This is a genomic window from Flavobacterium terrae (genome assembly GCF_900142035.1).
Classification (GTDB): Bacteria; Bacteroidota; Bacteroidia; order Flavobacteriales; family Flavobacteriaceae; genus Flavobacterium; species Flavobacterium terrae.
This window is the reverse complement of sequence record NZ_FQZI01000009.1, coordinates 1-12,616: the sequence shown is the minus strand read 5'-3', so window position 1 is coordinate 12,616 and position 12,616 is coordinate 1. Positions and strand designations below refer to the sequence as shown.

Annotated in this window: 10 protein-coding genes; 5 read left to right on the top strand and 5 right to left on the bottom strand. The window is 30.7% G+C overall.

Annotated elements, in window-relative coordinates; all coding sequences use genetic code 11:
* Window positions 1-202: 202 nt before the first annotated feature.
* Window positions 203-1,396: a pyridoxal phosphate-dependent aminotransferase gene (locus tag BUC09_RS14415; protein WP_073312294.1), complete on the bottom strand. Its 1,194-nt coding sequence runs from the start codon at window positions 1,394-1,396 to the stop codon at window positions 203-205.
* A gap of 127 nt (window positions 1,397-1,523) precedes the next feature.
* On the opposite strand from BUC09_RS14415, the gene BUC09_RS14410 reads away from it, so the two are divergent.
* On the top strand, window positions 1,524-2,855 hold the full coding sequence (locus tag BUC09_RS14410; protein WP_073312293.1) for a retropepsin-like aspartic protease: 1,332 nt from the start codon (window positions 1,524-1,526) through the stop codon (window positions 2,853-2,855).
* 31 nt (window positions 2,856-2,886) lie between these two features.
* Here the strand turns inward: BUC09_RS14410 and BUC09_RS14405 are convergent, their stop codons facing one another.
* The gene (locus tag BUC09_RS14405) at window positions 2,887-3,321 is read right to left on the bottom strand and encodes a DUF1573 domain-containing protein (protein WP_073312292.1); all 435 of its coding nucleotides are present in this window, start codon (window positions 3,319-3,321) and stop codon (window positions 2,887-2,889) included.
* Window positions 3,322-3,583: 262 nt separating this feature from the next.
* Here BUC09_RS14405 and BUC09_RS14400 point away from each other — a divergent pair, with 262 nt between their 5' ends.
* The 4 genes from BUC09_RS14400 (at window position 3,584) to BUC09_RS14385 (ending at window position 9,185) form a co-directional block, all read left to right on the top strand.
* Window positions 3,584-6,214 (top strand): valine--tRNA ligase, encoded by a 2,631-nt coding sequence (locus BUC09_RS14400; RefSeq protein WP_073312291.1) that lies wholly within the window; start codon window positions 3,584-3,586, stop codon window positions 6,212-6,214.
* 207 nt (window positions 6,215-6,421) lie between these two features.
* Window positions 6,422-7,153, top strand: coding sequence for a hypothetical protein (locus BUC09_RS14395; RefSeq protein ID WP_073312290.1), 732 nt, complete (start codon window positions 6,422-6,424; stop codon window positions 7,151-7,153).
* A gap of 428 nt (window positions 7,154-7,581) precedes the next feature.
* On the top strand, window positions 7,582-8,814 hold the full coding sequence (locus BUC09_RS14390) for a hypothetical protein (RefSeq protein WP_143161945.1): 1,233 nt from the start codon (window positions 7,582-7,584) through the stop codon (window positions 8,812-8,814).
* Complete coding sequence (locus BUC09_RS14385) at window positions 8,811-9,185, top strand: response regulator (protein WP_073312288.1); 375 nt, start codon at window positions 8,811-8,813, stop codon at window positions 9,183-9,185. Before BUC09_RS14390 ends, BUC09_RS14385 begins: the two co-directional genes overlap by 4 nt.
* Before the next feature lie 150 nt (window positions 9,186-9,335).
* Here BUC09_RS14385 and BUC09_RS14380 read toward each other — a convergent pair whose 3' ends face one another.
* From BUC09_RS14380 to BUC09_RS14370, 3 genes are all read right to left on the bottom strand, one after another.
* Entirely contained in the window at window positions 9,336-10,055 is a 720-nt protein-coding gene (locus BUC09_RS14380; protein WP_073312287.1) for a carboxypeptidase-like regulatory domain-containing protein, read from the bottom strand.
* A gap of 40 nt (window positions 10,056-10,095) precedes the next feature.
* Window positions 10,096-10,737, bottom strand: coding sequence for a hypothetical protein (locus BUC09_RS14375; protein WP_073312286.1), 642 nt, complete (start codon window positions 10,735-10,737; stop codon window positions 10,096-10,098).
* Window positions 10,738-10,918: 181 nt separating this feature from the next.
* Complete coding sequence (locus tag BUC09_RS14370; RefSeq protein WP_073312285.1) at window positions 10,919-12,478, bottom strand: rhomboid family intramembrane serine protease; 1,560 nt, start codon at window positions 12,476-12,478, stop codon at window positions 10,919-10,921.
* Window positions 12,479-12,616: the final 138 nt, after the last annotated feature.

Here is a 12,616-nt window from a genome sequence, read left to right as displayed (position 1 = left end):
GACCTGCCTTCGACAGATTACTGGTTTGTGGTGTTTTACCAAGAAAAAGGACAAAACAAAGAATTTAAATCCCATTTCTCTTTAAAACGATAAATGGTTTTAATAAATAAAAAGGCTTACAAAATTGTAAGCCTTTTTTCTTTTGAAATATTTTAAAATGATATTTTATTATTCCAGTTAGTCTTTCTAGGAGTCTTGGTTGTTAGTTATTGTATACTTTCAACGCTTCTCCTAAAATTTGGACAGATTTGATTAAATCTTCCTTCTTCAAAACGTATGCTATTCGAACTTCATTTTTTCCAACATTAGGTGATGAATAGAATCCTGCTGCAGGAGCGACCATTACAGTTTCTCCATTAAAGTTGAAGTTTTCTAATAACCATTGTGCAAAATCATCGGCATCATTAACAGGTAATTGAGCAATACAATAAAATGCTCCTTTTGGGGTAGCAACTTTTACGCCAGGAATTTTATTTAATTCAGTAATTAAAGTATCGCGACGCTCTTTATATTCCGTAATTACTTCATCAAAATAACTTTGAGGTGTTTCTAATGCTGCTTCACTAGCAATTTGTTCATATGTTGGCGGACTTAAACGAGCTTGAGCAAACTTTAAAGCTGTAGACATTAGTTCTTTGTTTTTAGAAACTATGCATCCTATTCTAGCGCCACACATACTATAACGTTTTGAAACTGAATCAATCATAATAGCATTTTCTTCAATTCCAGGAATATTCATTACAGAATAATGTTTAGCATTATCATCATAAACAAATTCACGATAAACTTCGTCTGCAATTAAAAACAAATCATGTTTTTTAACTAATTCAGCCAATTGGTTAATTTCTGATTCAGAATACAAATATCCAGTAGGATTTCCAGGATTACATATCAAAATAGCTTTTGTTTTTGATGTAATTAATTTTTCAAAATCAGCAATTGGAGGTAATGAAAAGCCTTGTTCTAATGTAGATATTACAGGTATAACTTTTACTCCTGATGCTGTAGCGAAACCATTATAATTTGCATAAAAAGGTTCAGGAATTATTATTTCATCACCAGCATCCATTGTTGATCCTATTGCAAAAAGTAATGCTTCAGATCCTCCAGTTGTAATAATGATATCTTCTTTATTTATTGGTAAACCAATTTTTTGATAGCTAGAGGCTAGTTTTGTTCTATAGCTATCGAATCCAGCTGAATGACTGTATTCAAGAATTTCAATATCAGAATTCTTAACAGCTTTAATTGCTACTTCAGGAGTTTTGATATCGGGTTGGCCAATGTTTAAATGGTATACTTTATGACCATTTTTTTTGGCCATTTCTGAGTAAGGCACCAGTTTTCTTATAGGAGATTCTGGCATTTGTTGTCCTTTATTTGATATTTTAGGCATAATAATAAGTTTGGTGGTGCAAATTTGCAATTTTTTTTGCAGAATAGGCCCTATATTTTGTTTCAATTTTGTTAATTATATATTTTCTAAATCAGAATATTATTAACTTTAGAAAAAACAGTTATAAATGAAAAAAAAATATTCTATTCTTATTCTATTATTGTTTAATCAAATAATTTTTTCTCAAGGAGGGTTTAAATTTTCTAGCTCTAAAAAGACAATTACAATCCCTTTTCAATTAGCTAATAATTTAATTATTATTCCAGTTGAATTAAATGGTGTTGATCTCAATTTTTTAGTCGACACTGGAGTTGAAAGTACTATTTTGTTTAGCTTGAATGAAGCAGATTCAATTTCATTTAATAACATTGAAAAAATTAAAATTAAAGGTTTAGGAAGTGGAGAATCAATTGATGCATTGCATTCTAAAAATAATCGTTTAGTTATTAATGAGTTTGAAGATTTTAATCATGAGTTTTTTATCATACTTGATGAAGAGGTTAATTTTTCCTCGCAATTAGGAGTTCCTGTACATGGTATTATAGGTTATCATTTTTTCAAAAATCACTTTATTGAGATAAATTATAAAACAAAAAAAATATCAATTTTTAATGACATATTAGACTATTCAAAATCGAAGTTAAAAAAATTTGATAAAGTTCCCATTTCAATTGAATTAGAGAAGCCATATATTTTTTCATCAGTATTATTAAATAATGAAGAGATTAATACTAAACTTTTAGTTGATACAGGAGGGAGTGATGCGATTTGGTTATTTGAAGATGAAAATAAAATACAATGCTCAGATGTTTTTTTTATTGATTATCTAGGTAAAGGATTTAGTGGAGAGATTCATGGTAAAAGATCTCGAATTCAGAAAATCAAAATTGGAAATAATGAGCTTATTTCTCCTACAATATCATTTCCGGATAAAGAATCTTTACAAAACGTTAGTTTAGTTGTTGGAAGAAATGGTTCTTTAGGTTCTGAGGTTTTAAGAAGGTTTACTATTCTTTTTGATTATAAAAATGGTAATATGTTTCTCAAAAAAAACAGTTATTTTGACGATCCTTTTAATTATAACATGAGCGGAATGGAGATAGAGCATGGTGGTTTGCAGTGGATAAAAGAAGAAATCCAATTGAAAGCTTCATTTGTAAGCAATGAAAAAAATGAAATTTCAGTTTATGAGTCTGACCCTAAAAGTAGCTTAAAATATCAATTTTCTTTAAAACCTAGATATGAAATTACAAATGTTAGAAAGTCATCACCCGCCGATTTGGCAGGTATAAAAAAAGGAGATGTTATTCAAAGATTAAACGGGAACAATGCATTTAAATATAAATTACAAGATATCATATCTATAATGCAATCTGAAGAAGGTAAATGGATTAGGTTAGATGTTGAAAGAAATGGTGTTATTTTTAAAACAAAATTTCAGCTTAAAAAAATATTATAATAAAAAAGGCCTCAAACGAGGCCTTTTTTATTTAGTTGTTTAGTAACGTTTTTTTCTTTTCCATGACATTTACATCAGAAGCGGCTACCACCGTTCCCTTTATCTTTAATGGCACTTTTCCGCCTTCATAATTTACCGCATTAGATTCTACAGTAATTGTTTTTCTTATTGGTCCCGGATTCATGTTATATTTTACTTCAATTTGTCCAGTTTTTCCGGGCATAATTGGTTCTTTTGGCTTACTAGGAACTGTACAACCACAAGTAGATTGAACATTTGTAATGATCAAAGGGGCATCTCCAGTGTTTGTAAATTCAAAAACTCTAACACCATTATCACTTTCTTTAGTTACTGTTCCGTAATCAATTGTGTTGTCTTTGTCTTTAAACTCAATTTTAGCACCTTTTTGTGCACTTGCTGATAAGGCAAAACCTAAAACAGCAATTATTAACATTAGTTTTTTCATAATTATTAATTTAAGTTCAGTAAGATTTGTTTTTGTAAACTTACAAAAAATCTTTCTTTTTATATTTACATAGATTACTTACTTTTGCAATAAATTACAAAAAGTGTACCAAAGTTTATATCTCATAGTACTTCAAGAACGAGTCAACTAAATCAGTCTTAGCAAATTGAATTTTATTCATTTGCCAAATATCTTTTTGTAAATTTTTCAGAACTCTATTTCTGATTCCGAGTAATCGGACTAACACTTAAAATCAAAAATTATAATGATACCAGCACAATTTGATGCCAAACAAGTAGAAAAAAAATGGTATGACTACTGGATGGAAAACAAATACTTTCATTCAACGCCAGATCATAGAACTCCATATACAATCGTAATTCCACCACCAAATGTAACAGGAGTGTTACACATGGGGCATATGTTGAATAACACCATTCAAGATGTGTTAATTCGTCGTGCGCGTTTAAAAGGATTCAACGCTTGTTGGGTACCTGGAACGGATCACGCATCAATTGCTACAGAAGCAAAAGTAGTGGCAAAATTAAAATCGGAAGGAATCAATAAATCCGATTTAACTCGTGAAGAGTTTTTAAAACACGCTTTCGACTGGACTGAAAAATACGGTGGAACTATCCTTGAGCAATTGAAACAACTAGGTTGTTCTTGTGATTGGGACCGCACTAAATTTACTATGGATGACGATATGTCAGCTTCTGTAATTAAATCGTTTGTTGATTTGTACAACAAAGGCATGATTTACCGTGGTTACCGTATGGTTAACTGGGATCCTGAAGCTAAAACTACCTTGTCTGATGAAGAGGTAATTTATGAAGAACGTCAAGGAAAATTATACCACTTAAAATATCAAATCGAAGGAAGTGAAGAGTTTGTAACTATTGCAACGACACGTCCGGAGACTATCTTAGGGGATACTGCAATCTGTATTCACCCAGAAGATGAAAGATACTTCCATTTAAAAGGTAAAAAGGCAATCGTTCCTATTTGTAACCGAGTAATTCCTATCATTTTCGACGAATACGTAGATATGGAATTTGGTACAGGTTGTTTAAAAGTTACGCCTGCGCACGATATAAACGATAAAACTCTTGGAGACAAACACGGATTAGAAATTATTGATATTTTCAATGAAGATGCGACTTTAAATTCATTTGGTTTACATTATGAAGGAAAAGACCGTTTCGAAGTTCGTACAGCCATCGAAAAAGAATTAGAATCGATTGGAGCTTTAGCTAAAGTGGAGACGCACACGAATAACGTTGGAACATCTGAAAGAACCAAAGCGGTAATCGAACCAAGATTATCAGACCAATGGTTCTTGAAAATGGACGAGTTAGTAAAACCTGCTATCAAAGCGGTTTTAGAATCAGATGAGATTAAATTACATCCTTCTCGTTTCAATAATACGTATGCACACTGGTTAAATAATATCCGCGACTGGAATATTTCACGTCAATTGTGGTGGGGCCAACAAATTCCGGCATACTATTATGGTGATGGAAAAGAAGATTTTGTAGTGGCAGAAAACATTGAAGATGCTTTGGCTTTAGCGAAAGAAAAAACTTCAAATGCAAATTTGACTACTAACGATTTAAGACAAGATCCAGATGCATTGGATACTTGGTTTTCGTCTTGGTTATGGCCAATATCTGTTTTTGGGGGTATGATGGATCCTGAAAATGAAGATTTCAAATATTACTATCCTACAAACGATTTAGTGACTGGTCCAGATATTTTATTCTTCTGGGTAGCGCGTATGATTATTGCAGGTTATGAATATACAGGTGAAAAACCATTCTCAAATGTATATTTAACTGGATTGGTACGTGACAAACAAGGACGTAAAATGTCTAAATCTTTAGGAAACTCTCCAGAACCTCTTGGTTTAATTGAAAAATTTGGTGCTGATGGTGTTCGTGTAGGATTGTTATTGAGTGCTTCTGCTGGAAATGATATTTTGTTTGATGAAGAATTGTGTAATCAAGGTAAAGGTTTCTCTAACAAAATTTGGAATGCCTTCCGTTTAATTAAAGGTTGGGAAGTTGCAGATATTGCGCAACCAGAATCATCTAAAGTAGCTATCGAATGGTACGAAGCGAAATTGCAAAAAGCATTAGCGGAAATTGAAGATAATTTTGATAAATACCGTATTTCTGATGCGTTAATGGCAATTTATAAATTGGTTTGGGACGATTTCTGTTCGTGGTTCTTGGAAATGATTAAACCAGGGTACCAACAGCCAATTGACAGCACAACGTTCAATAAAGCGATTGAAATGCTTGAAGCTAATTTGAAGTTGTTGCATCCGTTCATGCCGTTCTTAACAGAGGAAATTTGGCAATACATTGCTGACAGAACTCCAGAACAAGCTTTAATTGTTGCGGAATGGCCAACAATTACTTCAGTTAATGAGAAATTAATTGCTGATTTTGAATTGGCTACCGAAGTAATTTCTGGAATTAGAACGATCAGAAAAGATAAAAACATTTCGTTCAAAGATACTATCGAATTGAAAGTGGTTAATAACGAAAATGCTTCAACGTATTTTGATAGTGTAATTGCTAAATTAGGAAATGTGGCTTCTTTAGAATATGTTTCTGAAAAAGTAAATGGTGCTTTATCGTACCGTGTAAAATCTAACGAATATTTTATTCCAGTAGGAGAGGGTGTAGATATTGAAGCGGAAATCGCTAAATTGACTGAAGAGTTAAATTATACAAAAGGGTTCTTGAAATCAGTTCAAGGGAAGCTTTCTAACGAAAAATTTGTTAGCGGAGCGCCTGAGCAAGTAATTGCAAACGAACGCAAAAAAGAAGCCGATGCTTTAGCCAAAATAAACACTTTAGAAGAAAGTTTAGCAAGCTTGAAATAATTCACAATAGTAGTTTAAATAGAAAATCCCGAGTGTGAGCTCGGGATTTTTTTATGCTTAAATATGGCGAGTAGCCTACATTTTTATTAAAATATTGATTTAATTTACCGCAAGCTTCACGAAGTGGTAGATTTCGTTGCTGAGTTCTTTGTTGGCTGTCGTGTTTTTTTATATTATTTTTATTACATTTGGTTGTAAATTAATCCAATGCAACAATTTATAAGAATTCTGAATTCTGCGTATCAACAAATTAATACAGATGGGAACACTATAGATAGCAATGTTTATTTTACCATAATACAAATCAAAAAAGACAATCCGTCTTTGGGTAATTACGAACAGAGTATTTATAAAGATATAAAGTTATTTATAACGGCCTACTTAGAATCTACCCATCAAGAAGACTTTGGTTACGATTTTATTGATCTTGATAAATTGCACTATGCAATAGATGCTGAACAGACTAATCGTGCACGCTATCAATTATGTTACTTTTGTGCCCGAGCGCTTAAATCTTCCAATCATGAGGAATTAGCAGAAAGTATTTTAAAAAGAGCAAAAAAATTTCAAATTTTAATTGAATTTGAAAAAAAAGGTTTTTTAAATTATTGGAAAGCTTTGTTAATTCTTTCGGCATATAATTTTTTCACTATATTTCTGACAATTATTTTTTTGAGTTTATTCACTCTAATACTTGTACAAGATGCACCAATCGAATGGTTCGAGCTTTTTAGTTTTGAATATGAGCAATTTTCTCCCAACAAATTATTCAATGCTTTTTTGAATATTTGGGCAAAACCCTTTGGGTTAGCTGAAAACTTCAAAGTGATTCCACTTAATGTACGTGGCATTATTATTTTGATTTTATTGAAGATTCTTTATATTGTATTTATTGTCAATTATTTATTAGAAAAAACAAAAGAAGTAATTAAGTTATGACAACGTCTATTCTTTTAAAAGTTGACCAACGGGCGAAACGAGTTATTTCGGTGCTTTATAGAATCTTGATTGTCGTCTACGGCTTTATGCTATTTTACCTTTTTCAAGAGAGGAATGAATTATTTGAATACTTACTTGTATCACTAGTTTATTTTGTAGTTTTTTTAATTGCTCATGGAAAAGAAGGATTTTTCTCATACTTTAGATTAATCACGGATTATTTGTTCATTTTTTTTATAGTTAGAAAAATCCCAATAGACAACTTCTATGTGTCCGTTTTAATATTTCTTCCAATATTAAATTCAAGTAATCATACAAGTAGAAAGAGATCATCCTTACTTTATTTAATTCCTATTTTATATTTGTCTATATATAGGAAATTCAGTCTGTTTATAATTATACCATATGTGTTATTTTTTATAATTAACATGTTTGGCGTTATACGATTTATGTATATTTCTTTTAATGAACATCTCAATAGTCTAATTGACAATTTTTTAATTAGTCCTGAGTCAGTTGAAAAACCTCATAAGATTTATGAAAAAGCTATTGATGTATTTAATCAAAGTTCATTAATCTTTTTTGAAGTTGATAAAATAATGTGTTTTAAAATAAAAAATGAAAATATTATCCCAGTAAATGCTTCACTTTTTATTTGGAATTTTACAGTTGATGACGATTTAATTTCGCAGATTGTGAATTCACCAAAGGAAAGTTATTTTGCATTTCATTCTAACTTAATAATTAATGGAATTAGTTTTCCTAAAAATTATTTGTTAACATACAGAATTGCAGATACAATTTATTGTTATTTTATTTTACCTAGAAAGCAGAATTTTATTTTTGATAATGAATTAATGCCGTATTTTAACGAACTTGTTGCTCCTTTTTTTTCAAGAACTTCTAAAATTTTCGAGGCTTATAGTGAAAGGAAGAGATTAGGAATTGAAGCTATTGTAGAGATGGAAAGTAAAATTTCGTATGTTCAGAATGCAAAAAGTTCTATGCACTTCATTAGAAATAAACTTGGACCACTCAGTAATTATTTGGCAATGATTACTGACTATGAACAGTCTGATTCGAAAGCGAACAAAAGTGCTTTAAAAGCAATTATTGACGCTGAACGTTCTAAATTATCAACATCTGTTGACGAAATTTTAAAGCGAGCACATTATATACTAGATCGTTCAAATAATCCCTTTTTGGTAAATAAGCTTTCTGATCATAGTATAAAAAAGTTATATAGCGAGGTTAAAAGAGTTTGGGAAAGTTATTTTAATGTGTTCGTACCGTCATTAAATTGGAATGTGACTCGAGATGATTATGTAATTAAATTCAACACAATTGGTTTGGATTTCGTCTTAGTTAATTGGATAAATAATATGAAAAAATACGGGGGTGGAAAGCAATTTGTGACTTTAGATGAAGATTCTCAGTTTATTATTTTAGACTTTAGTAATTCAATAAAAGACTTAATAGGGGCAACAGATGCTGTTCATGCTTTTCAATCGAATGACAGAATTGAAATTCTTCAAAGAAATACACATGGCATCGTCGAAATTATTGATTTTTTAAATCAAATGAATATTAGTTATAATGCTCATATTGAGTCAAATAAGCTTCATCTAATTTTAAAATTTATTAAACACCATAACAAATGAAGATATTGATTTTTGAAAATGAATTTTTTAAAGTTGAGAATGCCTTTAATTATGTAAACGAAAGATATTTTAATGGAAATTTGGAGTTTACTATATTACCTAAGTCTCAAGACCTTGTTAATTTATCTGATATGTCAAAATATGACTATATATTCCTTGACATATCTTTAGCTAAAAAAAGTGATTTGGACGGTTTTGGAATACTTAAAAAAATTGAAGAAGAAAATATTTCTATCAAAAAACTCACAATATTAACAGGGAATGGAGATATTAAGAATAAATTGAGAGAACTTGGACTAAAAGATTATCCAGTTCTTCTTAAGCCTGTAGTTTTCTCTCAGTTGTATGATAATCTTAAATCTCTTTCGTAAACATAGCAGCTAACGTCCCAGAGCTTGGCGTGGTTGGGGATTAGATTATACCAAATATCATATTTATAACTAAACTTTGCAAATACAAAACCAACTTTAAATTAAGCCTTTAACCCCAATCTCGCCAAACTCTTGTTGTGTGCTGTTTTTTTAATCTAAACAATCGTAAAAACCTTTTTCTATTTTACGCTTTATATTTCTTTTATTTTTCCTACTGTTTCTAATAATTTTTCTTTTATGACTTTTACTTTCATATATTATAGGATAATCCACAAACAAATTCTTAGTTAAATATATTCTATAGCAGTTTTTGTCTGTGATTATAATTTCTTCAGTTTTAAATCCTATAAAACTGATAGTCAAAATCTGATTTTCAGTTGATATAATTTCAAATTTCCCATCTTCATTTGTTATTGTTTTCTTATCAGTTCCTTTTATTTGAATTTCAGCAAACGGAATTGGTAAATCATCTCCAAAAATAACCCCTCTTATTTTTTTTGTATTTAGATTTTTTTCAAGAGTTATGTCATTTACCTTTCTTTTTCTATTAATATTTGGTTCGTAGGGTAAAACTTCAATGAGTTTTACACCATCATCCATTAATTGAACATTGATTTCATTTTTATTTGCGCTAATTCTATGTTCTTTTTTTCCTATAAAACTGAATACTAAGAACTCATTGGGATTTGCATTTATAGAATATTTGCCTTCAAAATCTGTACTTGTACCTCTGGTTGTTCCTTCAACTACAACAGATGCTCTTGGAATTGTTTCGCCAATGCTGTCTTTGACAATTCCGTTAACTTTTCTTTGTTGCCCGAAAGATAAAACGAAGAAAAGTAAAAATAATATGTAAAGAATTTGTTTCATTTTATCTTATCTTATCTAAAAATTGATGTTACCTGATGTGTCAATTAGTTATTTGCTTTTTCTTTAAAAGATCTTTTATTTTTTTTTCATCATAATCTTCTATTGAAATATTGTATTTTCTTTTGAGTTTACATAATTCTAGATATGCTTCAGAATCTCGATAATTTGCAATTTGTTTTTTAATTCCTAACACCCAATGAAGTAAATAATTATAATAATCAACTTCAGCTTTTTTAAAGTTGATAGATTTTAAGTTGTGTTCAGTTATAACATATTTGCCAGGTTTAATAAATAAAGAATTTATTTTATAAGGTTGAGATCTACCCTCATTTGTTATTAGTATTAAAGTCATTGTGTCTTTCTCGTGAATAAATTTTCTCAATAAATCATTATATACAACCATACCCGAACCGTTAAAAAATTTTGTTTTATTATTGTATGTATATTCTTTTGGTAGATTTTCATTATGGCAAGAGGTTTCGTCATTACGGTCTAATTCTCCTAGCATTTTATATTCTTCACAAAATTTATCATAGCTAACGGATTTTCCTTGACTATCAAATAATTTAAAATAAAATCCAACTCTGTAAGATGGTTGTCCTTTACAATCTGTTAAAGCAAAAAATATTAATCCTAAAGTGATGGAAAAACTAACTATACTATTTCTAAAAGATGAAAACATAATTAAAATATTTTACATTTATTGCATTAGATGTCTGATTGGCGTCAAAATAGCACACAACGTTTTCGGGCTTTGCGTTCGGGCGGGATTTCAGGGCACAAAACTGTCAACCAGCACTACACTTGATACGAAGCACAAAGCTCCAAGTTTCCACGTCACCCCGCCTGACGCAAAACCCGTGTTATATGCCGTTTTTCTCTCCATCGTCAAGTTTGTATAATATTATTCCGATTATTGCTCCACTTAAAAGTCCACCTATATGTGCTGCGTTGTCTATGCCACCAGTTAAACCCCAAAGTAGATTTATCCCAACGTAGATTCCAATCATCATAAAAATGCCTTTCTTACCTTCCTTTGGAAATGCGTTTGTCAATAATAACCCAAGTATTGCACCATAAAGTCCGAATATTGCACCTGAAGCACCGACACTTATTGTGTTAGGATACCACCAAATACTCGCAAGACTTCCACATAGTCCAGATAAAAGATATAAAATAAAATACTTTTTACGACCAAGTAAAGGCTCAACGAAAATTGCAGCAATTACAAGTCCGTAAATATTTAGGAATAAATGCATAATTCCTCCGTGCAAAAACATACTTGTCAATAGTCGCCACCATTCACCACCTGTAGTTTCAAGTCGTCTATTTGCACCCCATTGAAGTAGTTCTATTCCGTTTGGTGATATTATATGAATCCCTGAAAAAATCATTAATAGGAATACTAAAATATTTAGGTCTAAAATAATTGAGGTTGCAAAGTGGTCGCCTTTTGGAATTAAATAGTTTAGCATATCTACTAAATCGTCTTGCTTTGGCTTTTTTCCTGATAAAAATCTTTTTCTTTCAGTTTCGCTATATCCTGGCCATATTAAGGAAAATAAAAGAACTCCAAGTCCAATACCAAATGAACCGAAAATCCAAGCGAATTTGTTTCCGTTTCTATCTTCAAATTTTTCCTTTATTGGCTCTAAAACAATAAAATTATCATCTGCTGTTTGTTTTGTTCTTGCTTCAATTGCTTTCAAAAAATTCTGTCTATCGTCCGAGGTTGGTTTTCTTTCAAAATGGTCTAAAGAATGAAATTTATACTTGTTCATTTTTTCGATGCAATCATTATAAAATGTTTGATATTTATTCTCTTTCTCTTCATTGCTAATTTTATTACTTATTTGCTCTTTGAATTTTACACCATACCAATATTTTGGAATGTCCTTAATAATCTCAGTTGAGTCTTTAAGTATTGGTGTAACAAAATAAACATCGAAATTTAAGTATTGATTGTATTTTCCACTTGTTCTAAAGTCTGTGTAAGAACCACCAAAATATGGAGCAACAGCGAAATCTGTCAATTTGTAATAACGTGCCTTCTCTGTTTTATCAATGTCGCTGATGGTGGATAGTTCTTTTAGTTTACCTGTTGCTGTCGTTAAGTATGCTTGTGAAACAAAAAGCATTGCTGTCATTACTCCCCAAGAAATAATTTGAAAGAAAAATCTTGCTTTGTCAGTATCGCCCTTTTTAACAGTTAATACACGAAAACGCTGTCTAAGCCAAAGTGTAATTGGAATCCAAGGAAAAATTAGCGGTAACCATAAAACCCAAATTTCTTCTTTGATGTCAAGCAGAGAAAACTGAATACAGAGTAACCATCTAAAAAATGCAAGTCCGAAAACTGTTCCAAAAGTAACAGTTAAAAAAGTCGGTAGAATGTGTTTTAGTTTTAAAATATATGTTTCCAATGTCTTGTATTTGTTGTTTGTTGTGTCGTCCTAAAATGGCATATAACGGTCTCGGGCTTTGCGTTCGGGCGGGTTTCAGAGCACAAAGTTTCAATTTATTACTAAAGTTCATTAGAAGCACAAAGCTACAAGTTTATA

What these genes read in the sequence shown, in the direction of transcription:
- BUC09_RS14415 (WP_073312294.1), bottom strand. Translation starts at nt 1,396, where the DNA reads ATGCCTAAAATATCAAATAAAGGACAACAAATGCCAGAATCTCCTATA.
- BUC09_RS14410 (WP_073312293.1), top strand. Translation starts at nt 1,524, where the DNA reads ATGAAAAAAAAATATTCTATTCTTATTCTATTATTGTTTAATCAAATA.
- BUC09_RS14405 (WP_073312292.1), bottom strand. Translation starts at nt 3,321, where the DNA reads ATGAAAAAACTAATGTTAATAATTGCTGTTTTAGGTTTTGCCTTATCA.
- BUC09_RS14395 (WP_073312290.1), top strand. Translation starts at nt 6,422, where the DNA reads ATGCAACAATTTATAAGAATTCTGAATTCTGCGTATCAACAAATTAAT.
- BUC09_RS14390 (WP_143161945.1), top strand. Translation starts at nt 7,582, where the DNA reads ATGTTTGGCGTTATACGATTTATGTATATTTCTTTTAATGAACATCTC.
- BUC09_RS14385 (WP_073312288.1), top strand. Translation starts at nt 8,811, where the DNA reads ATGAAGATATTGATTTTTGAAAATGAATTTTTTAAAGTTGAGAATGCC.
- BUC09_RS14380 (WP_073312287.1), bottom strand. Translation starts at nt 10,055, where the DNA reads ATGAAACAAATTCTTTACATATTATTTTTACTTTTCTTCGTTTTATCT.
- BUC09_RS14375 (WP_073312286.1), bottom strand. Translation starts at nt 10,737, where the DNA reads ATGTTTTCATCTTTTAGAAATAGTATAGTTAGTTTTTCCATCACTTTA.